This window comes from Microbacterium sp. PI-1, assembly GCF_004337555.1.
Taxonomy (GTDB): Bacteria; Actinomycetota; Actinomycetes; order Actinomycetales; family Microbacteriaceae; genus Microbacterium; species Microbacterium aurugineum.
Map to the genome: position 1 here is coordinate 109801 of NZ_SJYZ01000010.1, position 21568 is coordinate 131368.

Below are 21568 nucleotides of genomic sequence, written 5' to 3' on the forward strand. Positions count from 1 at the left end.
CCGCCTAAATCTCTGATCGGAGGTCCCGATGTCCCTTCTTTCCGCCAACAGTTCCGCTGTTCAGGCCATCGTCGGCGAACCCGAGGTCGTCGAGGACGCAGCGATCGCCGAGCAGTCCGCCGCCTGGGCGCAGCTCAAGGACGCCGCGATCGCGATCCGCGAGATGCAGATCAAGGACGGCTCGATCCCCGACGCCGCGCACCACGCCGCAGCCCGCGAGCTCGTCGGTGCGATCACCGGCGCGATCCGCGCACTCGCCCCTGCCTTCCCGCATGACGCCGAGTACCTCGCCGCATCGGTGGTCGACTTCGACCGTTGGGCATCGGAGGACTTCGGCGTGCCTGACTTCCTCGACTCGCTCGTGGCCTTCCAGCCGCAGCAGCACCGAGTCGACGGCATCCGCCACCTCGTCGTGTTCCCGATGTACACCCAGAACGGTTCGAGCGACCGCCTGGTCGAGGCTTTGATCGTCGAGACCATCTGGCCTGAGTTCATCGCTGCTCTCGAGGCCGGCGACTACGGCAACAAGCTGTTCGTCTCGCTGCGTCTGGTCGATTTCACGCCCGGCTACGACACGAACTCGGCCGTGCTGTTTCCCGAGACCGTCGCGATGCGCGAGATCCCGACCTTCACGTGGGGAGCGATCTTCCAGGACCGCGAGGCGGCCCGCTACCGTCGCGTCACCCGTGCCGCGGCTGAGATCACCAACCTCGAGCTCCCGGAGCGCGCGGCCGCGATGCTCGACGACCAGCAGGTGGCGGAGAAGACCTTCGTTATGTGGGACATCATCCACGACCGCACGCACATGCGCGGGGACCTGCCGTTCGACCCGTTCATGATCAAGCAGCGGATGCCGTTCTTCCTTTACTCGCTGGAGGAGATGCGCTGCGACATGACGGCGTTCCGCGAGTCCGTGAAGATCGAGCGCGCGCTCGCAGCCCGCATCGCCGCCGGCGAGGAACTCACCGCGACCGAGCAGGAGATGCACGACTACGCGCACCTCGTGCAGTACGCGGTGATCTTCGACCGCATCTTCCGGTTCGCCATCACGGGCACCCGCACCCGCAACTACGACGCGGTCGGCGGCCAGCTGCTGTTCGCCTGGCTGCACCAGCGCGGTGTGCTGCACTGGACCGACACCGCCCTCGCGTTCGACTGGGACAACGTGCCCGACGCCGTGGTCGCTCTGGGAGACGCGATCGACGACCTGTACTGGCACTCGATCGACCGCCCGAAGGTCGCGCACTGGCTCGCCGCATACGAGCTCGTCCGCGGCACGCTCACCCCGCACCCCGCCTCGCAGTGGGCGCGCGGTCTGTCGGACGAGATCCTCGCCGGCGCACCGAAGGGCTATACGGACGCGGTGATGGACGACGAGTTCCCGCTGTCGATGTTCTTCGAGACCCTCCACAAGAAGATGAAGCCGGTCATCGAATCGACCGTCGGCATCCGCGGCACGGACGACTGATGACCACGCGCGCACCGCGCGCGTTCCGCGTGTGACGCTGGGGCGCACCGCGCTGCGGCCGGAACCTGTTCTGCGGATTCTTCCGCGGGTTCCGGCCGCAGAAGCCCCTCCGACGCGGAAGAGTGGGAGACATGGCTGAACAGACGGATTCGAGACTCTCCGGCCGCAGGGTCGTGCTGGCGGGAGCCACCAGCACTGCGGGTCTCGCGGTCGCGCGTGCCCTGCACGGAGCCGGTGCGCACGTCATCGCCACCGGTCGCTCCGCCGACAGACTGCAGGAGCTCGCCGATGCCGGCGCCGAGGTCGTGGTCGCCGATGCGACCTCCCTCGCGGAGATGACCGCACTCGCCTCGCGGTCGGGAGCCGTCGACGCGGTGATCCCGCTGGTGGGCGGCTGGCGCGGCGGCGGCGGCCTCGCCGGGCAGCCGGACGAGGACTTCGCCGCATTGCTGCCCGCCCTCGAATCCGTGCGCGCCACGAGCCGGGCCTTCGACGCCGCGCTACGCGCCTCCGAGGCCGGACGATTCGCCATCGTGTCGTCGACCGCCGTCGCACGACCCCTCGCCGGCGGAGCGAACTACGCCGCCGTCAAGGCCGCCAGTGAGGCCTGGGCGCGGGCGGTTGCTCAGGGGTACGCGAAGACCGCGCGGGAAGCCGGGGAACCGTTGCGCACCGCCTCCGTCGTGTTCCGTGCCAAGGCGCTCGACCCCGAGGCTCTCGCGACCCGGATCCTTTCCCTGTGGGACGCGGACGCCACCGACCTCAACGACCGGGTGTTCGACCTGGAGTGAGTCCGGACGGGATCCCCGCCGCGCTCAGCGGGGTTCCGGCGGTATTCCCGGCACGACGGGCGGAGCCTCCACGTGCCGGACCTCGGCGTGCTCTTCCGACTCTTCTCCCTCGCTCGCGTCCGGGGTGTGCGGCGCCGACCCCTCGGCGTCTCCCTCGGGCGTCGGGATGTCCTGCTCCGGCGCCTGCGCATAGAGCTCGGTGAGCTTGCGGTATGAGCGGGTGAAGAAGGCGAGCGTCGCGGCCACCACCATGATCAGTCCCGCGAAGAGGCAGATGAGGGCGATGCCCCGGGCCTCGCCCTCGCCGAGCAGCCACCCCCACTGCTGCTGCCCCTCGGCGGTGTTCATGTACGGGATGATCAGGAACTCCGCGATCGGGGCGATCAGGAACGCGGTGATCGGCGCTGCCGCTGCTTCCATCGCCGCCGCGACCCCGAACACCCGCCCCTGTCGCTCGAACGGGACGACCTTCTGGATCACGGTCTGCTCCGCGGCCTCGACCGGCGGCACCAGTGCCATGTACACCCACATGCCGACCACGTACAGCGGCCACCACTCGCGCAGCATGAACACCGAGCCCAGCAGTCCCATCGCGATGACCACGAGCAGCATCGTGCGCATCGGCTTGGGGCCGAGGCCGAACTTCGCCACGAGCGCACCACCGATCAAGAAGCCGGTCGACGCGAACGCCAAGGCGAAGCCCCAGGTCTGCGCGTCGAACAGGGTCAGCCCGTACGGATCCATCAGCGCCATGTAGACGCCGCCGATGAGGTTGTTGAACGTGGAGAAGATGATGAGCGCGAACAGCCCGGGGGCGAGGCGGATCGCCTTCACACTGCCGCGGAAGTCGAGCGCGCTCGACGCCTCGGGGTCGGGCTTCGGCGTCCCCTCGGGGATGCGGATGAAGAGCAGGTGCGCGAAGGTGAGCGCCATCGCAGCGATCGCGATCGCGAGGGTCCAGCCCATGCCGAGGAACCCGATCGAGAGCCCCGAGAACACGCTGGTGACCAGGAAGGCGATGCCCTGCACGGTTCCCACGAGGCCGTTGGCGTTCGCGCGGCGGTCTTCGGGGATGAGCAGGGTGACGGTGGTCGAGAGGGCGATGTTGCGCAGCTGCTCGATCACCCCGCCGAACAGGATCACGCCGGAGAACAGCCAGAACCACGGGCCGCCCAGATCGAGGAGCGCGGCTTCCGGCTGCCACAGGTACAGAGCGCCGGCGACCAGGAAGGCGGCCGCCGAGATGACGCTCGAGATGACCATGACCGTGTGCTTGCGGTTGCGGTCGACGATGGTGCCGAACGCCATCGCGAAGAACGCGATGAAGAGCATGTACGCACCACCGATGATGCCCGTGGCCAGCACGGACTGCGTCTCGATGTAGACCCAGAACGTGAGCGCGAACCAGAGGAAGCTCGTCGTCACGTTCGCAATGAGCGTGTTGACGAGGACGTTGCCGAAAGCCCTCTTGGCTGCGGTGCGCTCCATGGGTTAGAGGGTAGGGCGGGGCGGGGACATTCGGTAGGGCGATTAGGCTTGAGCGGTGAGCATCCAGCATGATCCCGCGATCCGCGGCTTCGCCAGTGACAACTACTCCGGCATCCACCCCGACGTCCTCGCGGCGATCGCCGCGGCGAACGGCGGTCACCAGAGCGCCTACGGGGAGGATGCGTACACCGCCCGCCTGCAGGAGGTCTTCCAGGCGCACTTCGGCGACGGCGTGGAGGCGTTCCCCGTGTTCAACGGCACGGGTGCGAACGTGACCGGCCTGCAGTCCATGCTCCCGCGCTGGGGCGCCGTGATCGCGGCGTCGACTGCGCACATCAACGTCGACGAGGCTGCCGCCCCGGAGAAGATCGGCGGCTTCAAGCTGCTGACGGTTCCCACCGACGACGGCAAGCTCACCACCGAGCTGATCGACCGCGAGGCCTGGGGCTGGGGCGACGAGCACCGGGCACAGCCTCTGGTGGTCTCGATCACGCAGAGCACTGAGCTGGGCACCCTGTACACCGCAGAAGAGATCCGCACGATCGCCGATCACGTGCACGAGCGCGGCATGAAGCTGCACCTCGACGGCGCCCGCATCTCCAACGCCGCCGCCGCCCTCGACCTGCCCCTGCGCGCCTTCACCCGGGACGTCGGCGTCGACGTGCTCACGTTCGGCGGCACCAAGAACGGTGCGATGCTCGGCGAGGCGATCGTGGTGCTGAACCCCGACGCCGCCGAAGGCCTCAGATTCTCGCGCAAGTTCAACATGCAGCTGTCGTCGAAGATGCGCTTCGTCTCGGCCCAGCTGATCGCGCTGCTCGAAGGCGACCTCTGGCTGCGCAACGCCCAGCACGCCAACGCCATGGCGGCTCGTCTGCGCTCCGAGATCGAGGCCGGCATCGCCGAAGGATCCATCCACGGCGTCGGCTTCACGCAGCCGACTCAGTCGAACGGCGTGTTCGCGACGCTGCCCGAGGGCGTCGCCGACCAGCTCCGCGACTCGTTCCGTTTCTACGACTGGGATGCCGCCCGCAAGGAAGTCCGCTGGATGTGCGGCTTCGACACCGAGGAGGCCGACGTCGACGCGTTCGTCGCCGAGCTCTCCCGCCTCACCCGGCGCTGACCCGGGCGACCTCGGCGCGGTGCTCCTGGAACGGGCGCGCACCCCGAGGGATGCGCGCCCGCCCGTCCGCTTCCGTCCGCGTCAGTCTCCGGACGCCCTCTCCGGGCCCAGCAGGGCATCGGCCTTCGCGCTGAAGAACCGCGTCGCCCACATCAGGATCGCTCCGAGGAACGCGAAGACACCGAGCGACACCACTCCCCACGCGCCGCTGTCCGTCGGGATCGACTCGTTGACGGCGGTGCGCATGATCGGCGCGACGAACCCTCCGAGGTTGCCCAACGAGTTGATCAGACCGATACCCGCCGCAGCGGCCGCTCCGGTGAGGAACGACGTCGGGAACGACCAGGTGATCGGACCCGTCGACAGGAACGCCGCGACGGCCACGGTGATCGCGACGATACCGAGCAGGCCCTGCCCGTTCGCGCCGGCCCAGGCCGAGACGAGGATCGCCAGTCCTGTGATCAGGAAGAACAGCGCACCCCAGGTCCGGCGACGCCGCACCGTCGTGGCGTGCTTGCCGACGTAGTAGCAGGCGAACAGGCCGCAGGCCCACGGGATGGCGGAGACGAGGCCGACCTGCCACCCGACGGATTCCCCGATCAGGCTCGAGACCTGCTGCGGCAAGTAGAAGGTCGTGCCGTAGACGGCGATCTGCAGGCAGAAGTAGATGGTGGTGAAGTACCACACCTTCCCGCTGATCAGCGCGGCCCCGATACCGCGCGGACCGTCCTGTTCCTTGACGGCGTCCTCATGCGCCATGACCTCCTTGAGCGCGCGTTTCTCGTCGTCATCGAGGAACTTCGCCTTCTGCGGGGAGTCGACGAGGAAGGAGAACGCGGCGATGCCGGCGAGTACCGCGAGCGCGCCCTCGACGAAGAACATCACCTGCCACCCGGCCCACGGGGTGAACTGGTCGCCGAAGCTGATCAGTCCGCCCGAGAGCGGCGCGCCGAGCATCTGCGAGAAGGGCTGAGCGAGGTAGAACAGCGCGAACATCTGCACGCGACGCTTGTTCGGGAACCACTGCGACAGGAACATGATCACGCCGGGGAACAGGCCGGCCTCGGTCACGCCGAGGAGGAAGCGCAGGATGATGAACATCGGCTCACCGTTGACGAAGGCGAACGCGGCGGCGACGATGCCCCAGGTGATTGCGATGCGGGCGAGCCAGAAGCGCGCTCCGAACTTGTCCAGCAGCAGGTTCGAGGGGATCTCGAACAGCGCGTACCCGATGAAGAAGATGCCCGCACCGAGGGCGTAGGCACCGGCGGTGATGCCGCGGTCGACCTCGAGCGCAGCCTCCGCGAAACCGACGTTCGTGCGATCGAGGAACGCGACGAAGTAGAGGATGATCAGCATCGGCATCAGCCGGAAAGTGGCCTTCTTGATGCCGCTGGCGAGATGCGGACTGGACAGCAGATCCGACGCGACGTCGGCGTCTGCCCGTGTCGTGGGACCGGACGGGATGGGTGACATGTGGACTCTCCTTTGAGTGCTTCTCGCGAGGGACGGTGGGCTCAGGCGCCCAGTGCCGGGATGATCAGGAAGAGGCCGACGGCCACGCAGATCACGCCGAGCGAGAGAAAGGCGATGCGGCCCCGGGACCAGGTGCGCTTCATGGTCTTCTCCTTCAGTGCATGTAGAGGCCGCCGTCGACGTTCAGGGTCTGCCCCGTCACGAAACCGGCGTCTTCGCTGATCAGGTAGGCGACCGCCGCGGCGATGTCCGTCGGGGTGCCGATACGGGGAAGCACGCCGTCCGCGGCCATCGCGGTCTTCCGTGCCTCGGTCAGGGTGCCGCCCATGATGTCGGTGTCGATGGGGCCGGGCGAGATCACGTTCGCCGTGATACCGAGCGGGCCGAGCTCACGGGCGATCGAGCGCATGAGTCCGACAACGCCGGCCTTGGACGCCGAATACGGGGTCTTCGAGAACGTGCCGCCGCCGCGCTGGGCGGAGACCGAGGAGATGCCGACGAGCCGGCCGACGCCGTTCTCGGCGAGTGTGCGCGCCACGCGCTGGGTGACCCAGTGCGTCCCTTCGAGGTTGATCCGCTGCACACGGTGCCACTCCTCGGGTGTGACGTCCAGGTAGGGGACGGGCGACGAGACACCGGCGAAGGTCGCCAGCGCCACGATCTGCGGAAGTGCCCCTTCGAGGGCATCGACCGCGGCGACGGCCTGGTCGTGGTCCGACACGTCGGCCCCGACTCCGGCGGCGCGCACGCGATGGGTCTCGGCGACCTCGGCCGCGGTGCGGGTGGCGGCCTCCACGTCGAGGTCGATGATGCCCACGTTCCACCCGCGCGCGGCGAGATGGAAGGCGGCCGCACGGCCGATGCCGCGGGGGCTCGCCGCTCCGGTGAGGATCACCGTGCGTTCTTCGGGGAAGGGGGATGCCACGGCGGACTCCTTCAGCTCTGGAGGGGACGGACCGGGGCGGGGCCGAGCTCGTCGCTCAGCTTCTTCATCGCGACATACGCCTTGTTGCGATAGGCGACGAGTTCGGGGACGCGATCGGCGGGGACGTCGAGGAATCCTGCGCCGGACTTCGTTCCGAGCTTCCCTGCCGAGACGAGGTCCTCGAGGATGGCCGGGGTCGCGAACCGCTCCGGGAACTCCGTCTGCAGCGAGGCGTAGCAGAAGGCGTACACGTCGAGTCCCGCCATGTCGGCGATCGCGAAAGGCCCGAAGAACGGAAGCCGGAAGCCGAAGGTGGTGCGCACGATCGTGTCGATGTCCTCCGGTGTCGCCACGCCCTCCTCCACCAGCTGGGTCGCCTCGTGGAAGAGTGCGTACTGCAGGCGGTTGAGCACGAAACCGGTCGCATCCGTGACGCGCGCGGTCTCCTTGCCGGTGGCGGCGATGATGCCCTCGACGACGGACACCACCGCCTCGTCCGTGCCGGCGTGAGGGATCAGCTCGACTCCGGGGATGAACGGTGCGGGATTGGAGAAGTGCACACCGAGGAACCGCTCGGGGTTCGTGACGGCCTCCGCCAGACGACCGATCAGGATCGTCGAGGTGTTGCTCCCGATGATCGCCGCGGGGTCGGCGGCGGCGCTGATGCGGCGCAGCGTCGCGTGCTTGATCTCGATCTTCTCCGGCACCGCTTCCTCGATGAAGTCGGCCCCGGCGACGGCGTCTTCGATCGTGGCCGCGGTCAGGCGCTCGGCGACGATGGCCGCCGCGTCGACGGGGAAGAGCTCGTCCGCCGCGAATTGCGCCGCCTCGGCGATCAGGCGATCACGATTGCCGCGGGCGATCTCGATATCGACGTCGGCGATGCGCACGTCCGCCCCCGACAGCGCGAGCGACTGGGCGATGCCTCCGCCCATGTACCCGCTGCCGACCACCGCGTATACGGGACGTCCGTTCTCATTCTTCATGGTTCTCCTTGGTCCTTCTCGTTCAGGCGTCGGTCGAGTCCGGCAGCAGCGTTCGGAGGTAGTCACGGTTGGAGGCGCAGACACCGAGGCTGTCTCCCCCGTACTGCTCCATGAGGAAGGGCCCGCGGAACCCGACCTCGACCGCGTGCGCGACCATCGCTCGATAGTTGATGAGGCCGAGCTCGAGGCTGGTCGGCACCGCCGTCTGCCACGTACCGTCGCCGGCCTCGTCGCGCATGTAGTTCTTCACGTGCCAGTAGTTCGCGTACGGCAGGGTCTTCTCGTGCATCTCCCGCCAGTCCTCGATCGGTCGATGCAGGCGCACGAGGTTGCCGATGTCGGGGTTCAGGCCGACGTTGTCGAGCCCGATCTCCTCGATCAGGCGCACGGCGCTGTCGGCGGTGCCGAGATACGTGTCCTCGTACATCTCGAGCGACATCGGCAGACCGACGGAGCCGGCGTGCTCGCCGAGTTCGCGCAGCCGGCGCACGGCGAGGGCACGGGTCTCGGCGTCGTCGGGGTCGACGGGTCCCTGGGCCGTCCAGAACCAGAGCGCCGCGCGCTGTGCTTCGGTGAATGGCTGATGCAGACCCGTCGAGAACACGCGCATGCCGAGCTCGGCCGCCGCATCGATGGCCCGGTGGGCGTAGGCGAGATTCTGCTCGCCCCTGCCCGGTTGGATCACACTCTGACGCTGCACGTGCACGGAGAGGAGCTCGACCCCGTGGCTGTTCGCGATCGCCGCGAGCTCGGCGCGACGGGTGGGGCTGAGGTCGGCAGGTCGGATGTGGCTGTCGGCGATCTCGACCGCGGTGAAGCCCAGGCGCGCGATCTGTCGGAACATCGCGTCCCAGCTCTCGCCCGAGGCGTCATGCAGGCGACTGCCGTCAGCGGCGATCGGCGCGAATCCGTGCATGCACACGGCGATGGGCCAGTTCTCGCGGGTGAAGGGGTGCAGCGATGCGTTCATGACGACTCCGTTGACGTGATGAGTCCGAGCGACTCTTCGTAGATCCTATAGGAAATAGGCATAGAGTCAAGCAACGCTTCGCGCGGTCATCCCGGCGGCGCTCTCCGTGCGTTCAGTCCTGCTCGAGATCGAGCGAGCGAGCCCGCACCTGCTCGACATGGTGCTGCATGAGTCGCTCCGGGGCGTCCGCATCGTCGCTCGCGAAGGCATCGACGATCGCCTCATGCTCGGCGATCGCTTCGCGCACGTCCGTCACCCCATGCAGCATCGACTGGCGCATGCGGTGCAGCTGCGCCCCCAGCGTCTCGGACATCTCGGTCAGATAGCGATTGCCGCAGTGGGCGAACACGACGCGATGGAAGGCCGCATCGGCCGCGAAGTACGCGGCGGTCAGCTCGACGTCGGTGGCACCGGCGCGCAGAGCCGTGATCACGCGCTCGCCCATGTGACGATGCGCCTCTTCCGCGACGCGGAGCTCCTCGAGCATCTGCGGGGTGGCCGGCGTCGCCATGCGAGCGGCGCGCGCTTCGAGCATGATGCGCGCGTCGAAGAGCTCCCGCAACTGCGCGAGACCGAGCGGCGGGGCGACCCGGTACCCCTTGAGCGCCTCGCGGGTCACGAGCCCGGTGCGTTCGAGCTGCACCATGGCCTCGCGGACGGGCGTCGGCGACACGTCGAGCTGACGGGCGATCGTGTCGATCGAGAGCCGCTCCCCCGGGGCCGCTTCTCCGCTCAGCAGCAACCGCAGGATGCGCTCGTACACGTGGTCGCGCAGCCCTCGGCGCTCGATCGTCGCGTCGAGCCCGTTCAGGCTGCCGTCACGTGCTGTGGCCATCGTCCCTCTTCCGGATCAGGGGGACGCAGCTCACCGAGTCAGCGCGTCCACTTCATCGAGGATGTCACGAACTGCGGCCGGATCGTGCGCGAATCGGCCGAGGAAGAGCCCATCGACACTCTCGGCGATGCCGCTCAGCAGCCCCGGTCCCGCGCTTCCTCCGTAGATCACCTTCGCCCCGCGCGCACCGCTCCCGAATTGCGTGCGCAGTCGCCCGCACACCCCGCGGATGTGCGCAGGATCGGCGGGTTCCGGGGCGCCGATCGCCCACACGGGCTCGTAGGCGATGACGATCTCGCCGCCCACATCTGCAGCATCCGCCGCCTCGAGAGCCGAGCGAACCTGGCGGATGCACACCTGCGCGGCACCGTCGGCATCCACGCGCTCCGCCTCACCGACGCAGATGATCGGGATGAGCCCGTGGCGCAGAGCCGCCCGGACCTTAGCGGCGATCACCTCTTCCGTGTCACCGAAGAGACGGCGCCTCTCGGCATGCCCCACCTCGACGAACCGGCAGCCCAGCTCCGCGAGGACCTCCGCCGACACCTCCCCCGTGAAAGGGCCGCGGTCCTCGGCGGCCACATCCTGCGCACCGACCAGGAGCCGCCCGCCGTGCGCGATGCTGGCCGGGATCGAGGGATACTGCGGGAGCACGAAGGCCGTGACGGCGTCCCGCGCCGGATGGGCGTCGAGCAGCTCCTCCACCGCGGACACCCACTCCCGCGTCCGCGCATGGGAGAAGTACATCTTCAGGCTCGCCCCGATCAGCATGCGGGGCCCGCGTTCAGCATCCTTCGTACGCGCGGATCTCGCGCACCTTCGCCGCCGAGGCGCTCTCCGGATCGAACGTGTAGGTCAGCCACTCCGCCGCCAGGCGACGCGCGAGCTCCACCCCGATCACGCGCTGTCCCATGCACAGCACCTGCGCATCGTTGGAGAGGACGGATCTCTCGACGCTGAACGAGTCGTGTGCGGTGACCGCGCGGATGCCCGCCACCTTGTTGGCGGCGATCGCGACGCCCAGACCGGTCCCGCAGATGAGGATCGCTCGATCCGCTTCTCCCGCAGCGACTTTCTCCGCAGCGGTCGTGGCGATCGCCGGGTAGTGCGTGTGACCGTCGGCGTCCACCCCCACATCCACCACCTCCGTGACCTGCGGATTGGCCAGCAGGTCGGCTTTGATGCGCTCCTTGTAGACGTGTCCGGCGTCGTCCGAACCGATGACGAGACGAAGTGTCATGTCAGTCATCCCCTTCCAGGATGTGGTGCACGGTGTGCGTGATGAGCGCGAACGAGATCGCACCGGGGTCCGGGGTGCCCAGGCTCCTGTCCCCGTGCGAGCGGGCACGGCCGAGGCGGGCGGTGAGCGTCGCGGTGGCCTGCGCGGCGACGCTCGCGGTCTCCGCGGCATCCGCCCACGCCACCGTGAGATCGTCGCCGGCGCAGAGGCGGGCGCCGAGCCGGTCCGCGAACGGGACGATCGCATCGATCATCGTCTTGTCGCCCACCGTCGCCTTGCCGTAGGACATGACGGCTTCCTTCATCCGTACGATCCCGCCGCCGACCGCCGCGGCGTCGACCACCGCGTCATCACCGAGCGCCGCGCCGAGGGCACCGAGCATCTCGCCCCAGATGGCCCCCGACGTGCCGCCGCCCTGGTCGGCCCAGGCGTCGCCGGCACGGTGCAGCGCCGTACGCGCTCCCGCTCCGGCAGCGATGGCCGTCGCCGCAGCGGCGGATGCTGCTCTACTCCCCCGCTGCATCCCGATGCCGTGGTCGCCGTCGCCGGCGATGCGGTCCAGACGACCGAGTTCTTCGGCCTGGGCGTGCAACATGTGCGCGATGTCATCGAGCGCTCGTCCGATCGTGGCGGCGGCGCGACGGGAGGCCTCGCTGGCCGGGCCGATGACGACCTCGTCTTCCGGGGCGAGGAGCACCGAGTCGCGAGCGATGCGACCGCCGACCGCGCCCCGGCGATACGCGGGAGTGTCGCAGGGCACGTGCCAGAGGCGCTCGAGCTCCTCGTCGAGCCAGAGGAGCGTGAGCGAGACTCCCGCCATGTCGAAGCTGGTGCAGAACTCCCCCACCTCCGGCGAGACCACGGTGAGTCCTGCCTCGGAGAGCAGCCGGTCCACAGCGGCGTAGACCACGTAGAGCTCCTCGTACTTCACGCTTCCGAGACCGTTGAGGATCGGGACGACCCTGGCGCCGGCGACGTCGACGCCGTCCGGAACCTCGGCGAGGAGCGACGACACGAACAGCTCGGCCAGGCCGGTCGCCGTCGGCACGTCCACCTCGTCGATGCCCGGCTCGCCATGGATGCCCAGACCGACCGCCATGCGCCCCTCGGGGACCGTGAACAGCGGTTCCTCGGCGCCCGGCAGTGTGCAGCCGCTGAAGGCGACACCCAGCGATCGGGTGCGCTCGTTGGCGAGGACGGCCACGCGCTCGACATCATCGAGCGACATCCCTTCCTCGGCCGCGCCGCCCGCGATCTTGAAGACGACCAGATCCCCGGCGATGCCCCGCCGATTCCGATGCTCCGACGCCGGGGCACTGGAGATGTCGTCGGTGACGGTGACGGTCCGGCAGTCGATCCCCGCTGCACGGAGCCGCTCCTGCGCTCGCGAGAAGTGGAGCACGTCGCCCGCGTAGTTGCCGTAGCTGAGGAGGACTCCGCGCCCCTCGTGGGCAGCCGTGGCGACCGCGTGCACCTGGTGCGCGGACGGCGAGGCGAACAGATTGCCCATGACGGCCCCGTGCGCGAGGCCGGGACCGACCAGACCGGCGAAGGCGGGATAGTGCCCGCTCCCGCCGCCGATCACCACCGCGACGGTCGGGTCGGCACCCCGGGTCGAGCGGACGACACCGCCGCTCACAGGACGCACCCAGCGACTCGAGGCGGCGACGAAGCCGACGGCGGAATCTGCGGCGAAATCGTCGGGCTGATCGAACAAACGCGTCATTGCGGTCTCCTCTGCGGAACAGATGCGGGCTACATCTTTTCGTCGATCCTATAGGAAATGGGATGACAGGAGTCTTCAACTTGCGCGGAGATCGGAGCGGGCACGCGCGAGACCCCGCCTGCGCGCCGAAGCCCCCTGCTATTGACGCGGACAGGACGGGGTCTCGGCGGGCAGGCGGGGTCTCGGTGCGCAGGCGGGGTCTCGGCGCGGGAGTGCCGGTCGCGGGAGTGCCGGGCGCGGGGGCTGGCGGGCGCGAAGGGTGCCGGGCGCGGGTGCTATCGCAGAAGACCCAGGCTCGCGAGAGCCTGACGGATCAGGGTGCCTCGACCGTTCTCCATCTCGGCCGCGACCGCGTCGGATCCTGCGGCCTCCGGCGAGAACCAGGTGACCTCGAGCGCGTCCTGGCGCGGCTCGCACGTTCCGGTGACGGGCACGACGAAGGCCAGCGACACGGCGTGTTGCCGATCGTCGTGGAAGGCGCTGACGCCGGGGATCGGGAAGTACTCGGCCACCGTGAACGGCAGCGGCTGCGGCGGGAGCAGCGGGAAGGCCATCGGGCCCAGGTCGTTCTCCACGTGTCGGAAGAGCGCCTCGCGGATCGTCTCCCCGAAGCGCACACGTCCGGAAACGATCGTGCGCGTCATCTCCCCCATCGGGGTGGACCGCAGCAGGATGCCGATCTCGGTCACCTGGCCGGAGCCGTCGGTGCGCACGGGGATCGCCTCGACGTAGAGCATCGGCAGTCGCCGCCGCGCCTCCTCCAGCTCGAACTCGCTCAGCCAGCCGGGGTTCGCATCCGGAGCCGGCGGGTTCGCGTCTCGGAAAGCGCCGAGACCTTCGTCTTCGGGCTCCGGGTCGGGATCAGGTGTACGGACCGCCATGTGTCCTTTCTACCAGCCGCCTCCTCGGACCGACACCGGCCCCACGTCGGCGGCTGCTGGCAGGATGACGGTGTGAGCGAGAACCTGACGATCGACGACACCGCGACCCGATGGTCGTCCCTCGACCGCGGACGGATGCCGCTGCTGGTCCTTCTGCACGGCTACGGGGCCGACGAGCACGACCTCTTCGGGCTCACCCCTTATCTGCCGGAGGGCATCGCCGTGGCTTCCGTCGCTGCACCCCTCACGCCTCCGTGGCCGATGCCGGGCCGCTCGTGGTATCCGATCGAGGGACTCGAAGGGCGCGCCCCCGAGGCCGTGACCGCTGCCGGCGAGGCCTTCCTGCAGTGGCTCGCCACGGCCGTCGGAGATGCCCCGTCGGTCGCTCTGCTGGGCTTCTCGCAGGGTGCCGCGGTGGCACTGCAAGCGCTGCGACTCGCGCCCGAGCGCATCGACGCCGTGGTGGCGCTGAGCGGATACGCCGCACCGGGCGAGCTGCCGAACGACGAGGCGCTGACCGAACTGCGCCCCTCCGTGTTCTGGGGCCGCGGCACGAACGACGACGTCATCCCGACCGCACTGATCGACCACACGGCACAGTGGCTCCCCGCGCACTCCGAGCTTTCCGGACGGGTGTACACGGGTCTGACCCACAGCATCTCCGAAGAGGAGCTGGTCGACGTGCATCGGTTCCTGGCGAAGTGGCTCGAGCGGATCCCGTCGCCCTGATCAGCGCGGGGGCCGATCCCCGTCGACATCAGGCTCGCCCGTGGGAAAGTCACCCTCCCCGTCCTCGGATTCCTCGTCCTCGGCCTCACCCTCGGCAGGGCGGCGTGACGTGCCGCCGGACGTGATGGCGACGGAGAGCGCGATGCCGATCGCCATCCCGATCCCGATGCCGAGCGCCCAGTTCTGCAGCGCGGAGCCGAGGGACACGCCGATCGCCATTCCGAGCGCGAGACCGACGCCCAGCCCCATCCGCGAACGGGACTCCTGGGGACTCGGACCTCGATCTGCCATGCCTCCACGCTACGCATCCCTGCGCACGGCGGCATCCCCCGCGCGACGGATGCGCGACACGCCCGGGTTGCGCGGCACCGACACGCCCGGGTATCGTCGGGGAGTCCTGTCCGCCGTGTCTGGAAGTCCTTTGATCTGATCCGTCGCCTCCGCGCCTCTCTTCCCGCGCGCTGACCCGACGATCGCCGACTCCACGGCAGAACCGCTCCTCCGCGACCTGTGACTCCACACGTCCGGCCGGTGCTCGGTGTCAGTGCACCCTCGCACTCGACAGGAGACACCCATGTCAACACCCACTTCCCTTCACGCATCGGTCACCCTCGACCGGCTCGCCTTCGCCTGGCCGGACGGCACGATCGCGCTCGACGGCGTCTCCGGCAGCTTCGGTTCCGGTCGCACGGGCCTGGTCGGTCGCAACGGTGCCGGCAAGTCCACACTGCTGCGGCTGATCGCCGGCGAGCTCGACCCCACCTCGGGCATCGTCACGGCGTCCGGCGATGTCGCGTATCTCCCGCAACAGCTGACGCTCGATGTCGACCGTCGGGTCGCGGAGCTTCTCGGCGTCTCCGCGGCGCTCGACGCCGTCCGGGCGATCGGCGCGGGCGACATCGATCCCGCGCACTTCGACGCCGTCGGCGACGACTGGGACATCGAGGCGCGCGCCGAGGCCTCGTTGGCGGAAGCCGGCCTCGCGCCGGAGTTCCTCGATCGCAGGGTCGGCGAGCTGTCCGGCGGCGAAGCGGTCCTGGTCGCGATCGCCGGCATCCGCCTGCGCCGCGCGCCGATCACGCTGCTCGACGAGCCGACCAACAACCTCGACCGTGACGCCAGGGCGAAGCTCGGCACGATGGTGCGCGCCTGGAAGGGCACGCTCATCGTCGTCAGCCACGACCTGTCCCTGCTCGAGTTGATGGACGACACCGCGGAGCTGTACGCCCAGACGCTCAGTGTGTTCGGCGGACCGTACTCGCAGTGGCGCGCCTGGCTGGATGCCGAGCAGGATGCGGCGAAACAGGCCGAGGTCACCGCCGCCCAGGCGTTCCGCAAGGAGAAGCACCAGCGGATCGAGGCCGAGGTGAAGCTCGCCCACCGCACACGCACGGCGAAGAAGGCCGAGATCGAGAAGCGGGTCCCGAAGATCATCGCCCACGGCCGCAAGATGGCGGCCGAGGTGTCGGCCGGCAGGCTCCGCACCGAGGTCGGGGCGAAAGAGGATGCCGCACGGTCGGTGCTCGACGACGCCGGGAGACGCGTGCGCTCCGAGGCGTCGATGAAGATCGAGTTGCCCGATCCCGGAATGTCGCGCAGCCGCCGGATCGCGACGATCGGCGATCACGAGCGGGCCTGGGTGATCCAGGGCCCCGAGCGGGTGGCGTTGATCGGGCGCAACGGTGCCGGGAAGACGACCCTGCTGGAGCGGTTGGTGGCCGGCGGTGTTCACAACTCCTCAGAAACCGCCGCCCCTGCCCCGGAAACGGGCGCTTCCACCGCATCGGCCGAGGATCTGAGGAGTTCTGAACGCCCGAGCCTGCATGCCGAGGCCCACACCGACCTGATCGGCTACCTGCCGCAGCGGGTCGACGGTCTCGACGAGGAGCGCTCGGTGTTCGAGAACATCGCCGCCGCGGCGCCGCACGTACCGGAGAAGGAACTGCGCAACCGCCTCGCCCGGTTCCTCATCCGAGGGGCCACCGCGGACCGCCCGGTGTCGGCGCTGTCCGGCGGCGAGCGCTTCCGCGTCGCGCTGGCGACGCTGCTGCTCGCCGACCCCGCCCCGCACCTCGTGGTGCTGGACGAGCCGACGAACAACCTCGACCTCGACACGGTCGACCAGCTCATCGACGCCCTCCGCGCCTACCGCGGTGCGGTGCTCGTGGTGAGCCATGACGACGCGTTCCTGCGTCGGCTCGACCTCGACCTCACCCTCGAGATCGACGAGGACGGCGCGCTGCGGGAGGTCTCGCTGGAGCCCTGACGCGCGGGAGGACGGCCCGGATGTCCCCGGCCTCGACGAAGATGGAGACATGAGCGATGTGCTCGACCGCTTCACCCCGGCCACACAGGACTGGTTCCGGGGTGCGTTCCCCGCGCCCACCCCGGCCCAGGCGGGTGCGTGGGAGGCGATCTCCGCCGGGAAGCACGCTCTGGTCGTGGCGCCCACGGGCTCCGGAAAGACGCTGTCGGCGTTCCTGTGGTCGATCGACAGCGTCTTCCGAGAACGCACGTCCGAGGCCGCGCTCCCGTCGAAGGGCGAGCCTCGAACCCGCATCCTCTACATCTCCCCCTTGAAGGCACTGGGCGTCGACGTCGAACGCAATCTGCGCTCCCCGCTGATCGGCATCGGCCAGTCCGCGCGCCGCCTCGGTGTGCCCGCGCCCGCGGTCACGGTGGGAGTGCGTTCGGGCGACACCACGTCGAGCGACCGCCGCAAGCTCGTGTCGGATCCGCCCGACATCCTGATCACCACCCCCGAGTCGCTGTACCTCATGCTCACAAGCCGCGCGGGCGAGACGCTGCGGGGCGTGCACACCGTGATCATCGACGAAGTGCACGCCGTCGCCGCCACCAAGCGCGGCGCGCACCTGGCCGTGAGTCTCGAACGCCTCGACGCGCTGCGCCGCACGAACGGCATCGAGACACCGGCACAACGGATCGGCCTCTCGGCAACCGTGCGTCCGATCGACGAGGTCGCGCGGTTCCTCGGCGGGTCGGCTCCGGTGGAGATCGTGGCACCGCCGGCATCGAAGACCTTCGAACTCGGGGTCGTCGTACCGATGGACGACATGACCAATCCGCCGCCCCCGCCCGTTGTCGCGGGCGAGACCGTGGATGCGGAGTACACCGAAGTCACGGGCTCGGTCTGGCCGCATGTGGAGGAGGCGATCGTCGACCGCATCCTGCAGAACAACTCGACGATCGTGTTCGCCAACTCGCGGCGCCTGGCCGAGCGGCTCACAGGTCGTCTCAACGAGATCCACTCCGAGCGGATTGGCGTGGAGCTGCCCGCGGCGACGGTCCCTGCGGCAATGATGGCGCAGGCCGGAGCCACGGCCGGCGCCGATCCCGTGCTCGCCAAGGCACATCACGGATCGGTGTCGAAGGAGCAGCGCGCCCAGGTCGAGGAAGAGCTCAAGTCGGGCGTCCTGCGCTGCGTCGTCGCGACGAGCAGCCTCGAACTCGGCATCGACATGGGTGCGGTCGACCTCGTGATCCAGGTCGAGGCCCCGCCGTCGGCGGCTTCCGGCCTGCAACGCGTCGGACGCGCAGGACACCAGGTGGGCGAGATCAGCCGTGCCGCGCTCTTCCCCAAGCACCGCGGCGATGTGCTGCACACCGCGATCGTCACCGAGCGGATGCTGGCGGGGAAGATCGAGGCGATCCAGGTGCCGCGCAATCCGCTCGACATCCTCGCCCAGCAGACCGTCGCGGCGAGCGCCCTCGGTGCGATCAGCGTGGAGGAGTGGTTCGAGACCGTCCGTCGTTCGGCACCGTTCCAGTCCCTCCCGCGTTCCGCGTACGAGGCCACGCTCGATCTGCTGGCCGGACGCTTCCCGTCCGATGAGTTCGCCGAGCTGCGTCCGCGACTCGTCTGGGACCGCGACGCGGGGACGCTGACCGGGAGGCCCGGCGCGCAGCGCATCGCGGTGACCAGCGGCGGGACGATCCCCGACCGAGGACTGTTCGGGGTCTTCGTGGCCGGCGAGACCACCGGTGCCCGCGTGGGCGAGCTCGATGAGGAGATGGTCTACGAATCGCGGGTGGGCGACGTGTTCACGCTCGGCACGACCAGTTGGCGGATCGCCGAGATCACCCACGACCGTGTCAACGTGATCCCCGCCTACGGACAGCCCGGCAAGGTGCCGTTCTGGCACGGCGACGGCATCGGCCGGCCGTTCGAGCTCGGCGAGGCGCTCGGCGCCTTCGCGCGGGAGGTGTCGACGGCACCTCCCGAGAAGGCGGCACAGCGACTGATCGATGCGGGCCTCGACGAGCAGGCTCGAGCGAACCTCCTGGCGCACCTCACGGAGCAGCGCGAGGCGACGGGCACGCTCCCCACCGACCGCATGCTCACGGTGGAGCGAGGTCGCGACGAGGTCGGCGACTGGCGGGTCATCCTGCATTCCCCGTACGGCATGAAGGTGCACGCGCCCTGGGCGCTGGCGATCAACGCCCGCGTACGCGAACGCCTGGGCGTCGAGGGATCGGCTGTCGCGAGCGACGACGGCATCATCGTGCGGATCCCCGACGCGGAGGCGGAGCCGCCGGGCGCCGAACTGTTCGTGTTCGAGCCCGAAGAGCTGGAGCACATCGTGACGGAGGAGGTGGGCGGCTCGGCCCTGTTCGCCTCCCGCTTCCGCGAGTGCGCGGCACGCGCGCTGCTCATGCCCCGCATGAACCCGAACAAGCGCACCCCGCTGTGGCAGCAGCGGCAGCGGTCGGCGCAGTTGCTCGAAGTGGCCAGGCGCCACCCCACGTTCCCCGTGATCCTCGAGACGCTGCGCGAGGTGCTGCAAGACGTCTACGACCTCCCCTCCCTGCGCGCCCTCGCGACGTCGATCGCCGACCGCCGGATCCGCCTGGTGGAGACCGAGCCCGGCCAGCCGTCGCCCTATGCCCGCGATCTGCTGTTCGGCTATGTGGGCGCGTTCATGTACGAGGGCGACTCGCCCCTCGCCGAACGCCGGGCAGCCGCGCTGTCGGTCGACCCTGCGCTCCTCGGAGAGCTGCTGGGCACGGTGGAACTGCGTGAACTCCTCGACCCCGAGGTGCTCGTCCAGTTCGAGCGCGAGGCCCAGCGGCTCGACCCCGACCGTCGCGCGCGTGGCATCGAGGGCGTGGCCGATCTGCTGCGCATGCTCGGGCCGCTCGATGCGGAGGAAGTGGCCCTGCGCCTCGACCCGGAGAGCGTGCCCGGCGCAGCGGGAGGCACCGTTGGGGCGGATGCCGCCGCCGCGCTGCTGGGCGACCTGGTCGCGGCCCGGCGCGCGATCCCCGTGACGGTCGGCGGGATGAGCCGTGTCGCCGCCATCGAGGATGCCGGGCGACTGCGCGATGCGCTGGGCGCCGCACTCCCGACGGGGATCCCGGTCGCGTTCCTCGAACCCGTCGCCGATCCGCTGGGCGATCTCATCGCCCGGTATGCCCGCACGCACGGCCCGTTCACGACGGACGCTGTCGCCACCCGGTTCGGACTCGGCGCCGCGGTCGCCCGTCATACGCTTCAGCGCCTGGAGACCGCGGGGCGCCTCACCAGCGGGTACTTCCTCCCCGAGGCCGCCGGGAGCGGCGACGCGATCGAGTGGTGCGACGCCGAGGTGCTCCGCCGGCTCCGCATGCGCTCGCTCGCCGCGATCCGCGGATCCGTCGAACCGGTCTCCCCCGAGGCCTACGCCCGTTTCCTCCCCGACTGGCAGCACATCGGTCGCCCTCTCGAAGGCGTCGACGGCGTGCTCGCCGTGATCGAGCAGTTCGCGGGCGTGCCGATCCCTGCGAGCGCGTGGGAATCGTTGGTGCTGCCCTCTCGCGTGCGCGACTACACGCCCGCCCTTCTGGACGAGCTCACGGCAGCCGGCGAGGTGATCTGGTCCGGCCACGGCACGCTCCCGGGACGCGACGGCTGGGTGTCGATGCACCCCGCCGATCTCGCGCCGTTCACGCTGCCGGAGCCCGATGCCGAGATTGCCTCCGATTCCTTGGAGTCGCGGATCCTCATCGCCCTCGACGTCGGCGGCGCGTACTTCGCAGGGCAGCTGAAAGACATGGCAGCCGCCGAGAACGAGCAGTCCGTCCTCGAAGCGCTGTGGTCGCTGACCTGGTCGGGCTACGTGACCAACGACACCTTCGCGCCGATCCGCTCCCTGCTCGCCGGCGGCTCGCAGGCGCACAAGGTGAAACGCCGCGCCCCCCGCGCCCGCACCTACCGCGGTGTGTCCTTCACCGGTTCCGCCGCGCCGAGGCCGCCGTCGATCGGAGGCCGATGGTCGTTGCTGCCTCCCACCGAGAAGGATGCTTCCCGCCGGGCCACCGTGACCGCGGGCCTCCTCCTCGATCGCTACGGTGTCGTCACCCGCGGTGCGGTCCAGGCGGAGGGCCTCCCCGGCGGCTTCGCCCAGGCGTACCGCGTGCTGGCCGGCTTCGAAGAGGCCGGGCACTGTCGTCGCGGCTACGTGATCGAGAAGCTCGGGGCCGCCCAGTTCGCCGCGTCCGGAACGGTCGATCGTCTGCGCACCTATGCGGGACTCGCCGATCCGCCCCCACGCGATGCCGTGACCCTTGCCGCCACCGACCCCGCCAACCCCTACGGTGCCGCTCTCGGCTGGCCCAAGCTCGACGGCGTCTCGCACCGCCCGGGGCGCAAGGCCGGCGGGCTCGTGGTCCTCGTCGACGGAACACTCGTCCTCTCCCTCGAGCGCGGCGGACGCACGGTGCTCGCGTTCAGCGAAGACGGCGACGTGCTGCGGGCCGCGGCCACCGATCTCGCGGCGACCGCACGCGCACGCCGGCTCGACACCCTCACGGTCGAGAAGATCAACGGCGAGGGCGTCTACGGCACCGAGCTCGCCCTCGCCCTGCAGGAGGCGGGGTTCGTGGCGACGCCCCGCGGCTACACCCTCCGCAAGGTCACCTGAACGATGCACC

The 21568-nt window shown here is 69.7% G+C and carries 17 protein-coding genes; 6 read left to right on the top strand and 11 right to left on the bottom strand.

Annotation, left to right across the window (positions count from 1 at the left end; all coding sequences use genetic code 11):
• Positions 1–28: 28 nt before the first annotated feature.
• A complete protein-coding gene (locus E0W80_RS10620; RefSeq protein ID WP_131492412.1) occupies positions 29–1468 on the top strand; it encodes a DUF6421 family protein in 1440 nt (479 codons plus the stop codon).
• 131 nt (positions 1469–1599) lie between these two features.
• Entirely contained in the window at positions 1600–2259 is a 660-nt protein-coding gene (locus E0W80_RS10625; protein ID WP_131492413.1) for an SDR family oxidoreductase, read from the top strand.
• Positions 2260–2283: 24 nt separating this feature from the next.
• On the opposite strand, the gene E0W80_RS10630 is transcribed toward E0W80_RS10625, so the two are convergent.
• A complete protein-coding gene (locus E0W80_RS10630; RefSeq protein ID WP_131492414.1) occupies positions 2284–3747 on the bottom strand; it encodes an MFS transporter in 1464 nt (487 codons plus the stop codon).
• Between the two features lie 55 nt (positions 3748–3802).
• Here E0W80_RS10630 and E0W80_RS10635 point away from each other — a divergent pair, with 55 nt between their 5' ends.
• Positions 3803–4870 carry a low specificity L-threonine aldolase gene (locus E0W80_RS10635; RefSeq protein ID WP_131492415.1) on the top strand — a complete coding sequence of 356 codons (1068 nt, stop codon included), beginning with the start codon at positions 3803–3805 and terminating at the stop codon, positions 4868–4870.
• A gap of 81 nt (positions 4871–4951) precedes the next feature.
• On the opposite strand, the gene E0W80_RS10640 is transcribed toward E0W80_RS10635, so the two are convergent.
• From E0W80_RS10640 to E0W80_RS10680, 9 genes are all read right to left on the bottom strand, one after another.
• Positions 4952–6346 carry an MFS transporter gene (locus tag E0W80_RS10640; RefSeq protein WP_131492416.1) on the bottom strand — a complete coding sequence of 465 codons (1395 nt, stop codon included), beginning with the start codon at positions 6344–6346 and terminating at the stop codon, positions 4952–4954.
• Between the two features lie 154 nt (positions 6347–6500).
• Positions 6501–7271: an SDR family NAD(P)-dependent oxidoreductase gene (locus E0W80_RS10645; RefSeq protein ID WP_131492417.1), complete on the bottom strand. Its 771-nt coding sequence runs from the start codon at positions 7269–7271 to the stop codon at positions 6501–6503.
• An 11-nt stretch (positions 7272–7282) separates the two neighbouring features.
• On the bottom strand, positions 7283–8257 hold the full coding sequence (locus E0W80_RS10650; RefSeq protein WP_131492418.1) for a 3-hydroxyacyl-CoA dehydrogenase family protein: 975 nt from the start codon (positions 8255–8257) through the stop codon (positions 7283–7285).
• A 22-nt stretch (positions 8258–8279) separates the two neighbouring features.
• Positions 8280–9227: a sugar phosphate isomerase/epimerase family protein gene (locus E0W80_RS10655; RefSeq protein ID WP_131492419.1), complete on the bottom strand. Its 948-nt coding sequence runs from the start codon at positions 9225–9227 to the stop codon at positions 8280–8282.
• 112 nt (positions 9228–9339) lie between these two features.
• Positions 9340–10062 (bottom strand): GntR family transcriptional regulator, encoded by a 723-nt coding sequence (locus tag E0W80_RS10660; protein ID WP_131492420.1) that lies wholly within the window; start codon positions 10060–10062, stop codon positions 9340–9342.
• A 30-nt stretch (positions 10063–10092) separates the two neighbouring features.
• A complete protein-coding gene (locus tag E0W80_RS10665; protein WP_131492421.1) occupies positions 10093–10833 on the bottom strand; it encodes a triose-phosphate isomerase family protein in 741 nt (246 codons plus the stop codon).
• Between the two features lie 13 nt (positions 10834–10846).
• The gene (locus tag E0W80_RS10670; RefSeq protein WP_131492422.1) at positions 10847–11311 is read right to left on the bottom strand and encodes a ribose-5-phosphate isomerase; all 465 of its coding nucleotides are present in this window, start codon (positions 11309–11311) and stop codon (positions 10847–10849) included.
• Positions 11304–13028 (bottom strand): dihydroxyacetone kinase family protein, encoded by a 1725-nt coding sequence (locus E0W80_RS10675; protein WP_131492423.1) that lies wholly within the window; start codon positions 13026–13028, stop codon positions 11304–11306. The genes E0W80_RS10670 and E0W80_RS10675 overlap by 8 nt, the downstream gene beginning before the upstream one ends.
• 275 nt (positions 13029–13303) lie before the next feature.
• Positions 13304–13909: an NUDIX hydrolase family protein gene (locus tag E0W80_RS10680; protein WP_047524563.1), complete on the bottom strand. Its 606-nt coding sequence runs from the start codon at positions 13907–13909 to the stop codon at positions 13304–13306.
• A gap of 72 nt (positions 13910–13981) precedes the next feature.
• Between E0W80_RS10680 and E0W80_RS10685 the strand changes: the two genes are divergently transcribed.
• The gene (locus E0W80_RS10685; RefSeq protein ID WP_194239287.1) at positions 13982–14638 is read left to right on the top strand and encodes an alpha/beta fold hydrolase; all 657 of its coding nucleotides are present in this window, start codon (positions 13982–13984) and stop codon (positions 14636–14638) included.
• Here E0W80_RS10685 and E0W80_RS19305 read toward each other — a convergent pair whose 3' ends face one another.
• Complete coding sequence (locus tag E0W80_RS19305) at positions 14639–14929, bottom strand: hypothetical protein (RefSeq protein WP_205802332.1); 291 nt, start codon at positions 14927–14929, stop codon at positions 14639–14641.
• Positions 14930–15212: 283 nt separating this feature from the next.
• On the opposite strand from E0W80_RS19305, the gene E0W80_RS10695 reads away from it, so the two are divergent.
• Positions 15213–16904 (top strand): ATP-binding cassette domain-containing protein, encoded by a 1692-nt coding sequence (locus tag E0W80_RS10695; RefSeq protein WP_131492424.1) that lies wholly within the window; start codon positions 15213–15215, stop codon positions 16902–16904.
• A 49-nt stretch (positions 16905–16953) separates the two neighbouring features.
• Positions 16954–21558 carry an ATP-dependent helicase gene (locus E0W80_RS10700; RefSeq protein ID WP_131492425.1) on the top strand — a complete coding sequence of 1535 codons (4605 nt, stop codon included), beginning with the start codon at positions 16954–16956 and terminating at the stop codon, positions 21556–21558.
• The last annotated feature ends 10 nt before the right edge of the window (positions 21559–21568 follow it).

Excerpts from the sequence above, each read along its gene's own strand:
- E0W80_RS10620 (WP_131492412.1), top strand. The coding sequence starts at position 29 with ATGTCCCTTCTTTCCGCCAACAGTTCCGCTGTTCAGGCCATCGTCGGC.
- E0W80_RS19305 (WP_205802332.1), bottom strand. The coding sequence starts at position 14,929 with ATGGCAGATCGAGGTCCGAGTCCCCAGGAGTCCCGTTCGCGGATGGGG.
- E0W80_RS10680 (WP_047524563.1), bottom strand. The coding sequence starts at position 13,909 with ATGGCGGTCCGTACACCTGATCCCGACCCGGAGCCCGAAGACGAAGGT.
- E0W80_RS10660 (WP_131492420.1), bottom strand. The coding sequence starts at position 10,062 with ATGGCCACAGCACGTGACGGCAGCCTGAACGGGCTCGACGCGACGATC.
- E0W80_RS10650 (WP_131492418.1), bottom strand. The coding sequence starts at position 8,257 with ATGAAGAATGAGAACGGACGTCCCGTATACGCGGTGGTCGGCAGCGGG.
- E0W80_RS10695 (WP_131492424.1), top strand. The coding sequence starts at position 15,213 with ATGTCAACACCCACTTCCCTTCACGCATCGGTCACCCTCGACCGGCTC.
- E0W80_RS10640 (WP_131492416.1), bottom strand. The coding sequence starts at position 6,346 with ATGTCACCCATCCCGTCCGGTCCCACGACACGGGCAGACGCCGACGTC.
- E0W80_RS10665 (WP_131492421.1), bottom strand. The coding sequence starts at position 10,833 with ATGCTGATCGGGGCGAGCCTGAAGATGTACTTCTCCCATGCGCGGACG.
- E0W80_RS10675 (WP_131492423.1), bottom strand. The coding sequence starts at position 13,028 with ATGACGCGTTTGTTCGATCAGCCCGACGATTTCGCCGCAGATTCCGCC.
- E0W80_RS10630 (WP_131492414.1), bottom strand. The coding sequence starts at position 3,747 with ATGGAGCGCACCGCAGCCAAGAGGGCTTTCGGCAACGTCCTCGTCAAC.
- E0W80_RS10655 (WP_131492419.1), bottom strand. The coding sequence starts at position 9,227 with ATGAACGCATCGCTGCACCCCTTCACCCGCGAGAACTGGCCCATCGCC.
- E0W80_RS10700 (WP_131492425.1), top strand. The coding sequence starts at position 16,954 with ATGAGCGATGTGCTCGACCGCTTCACCCCGGCCACACAGGACTGGTTC.
- E0W80_RS10625 (WP_131492413.1), top strand. The coding sequence starts at position 1,600 with ATGGCTGAACAGACGGATTCGAGACTCTCCGGCCGCAGGGTCGTGCTG.
- E0W80_RS10670 (WP_131492422.1), bottom strand. The coding sequence starts at position 11,311 with ATGACTGACATGACACTTCGTCTCGTCATCGGTTCGGACGACGCCGGA.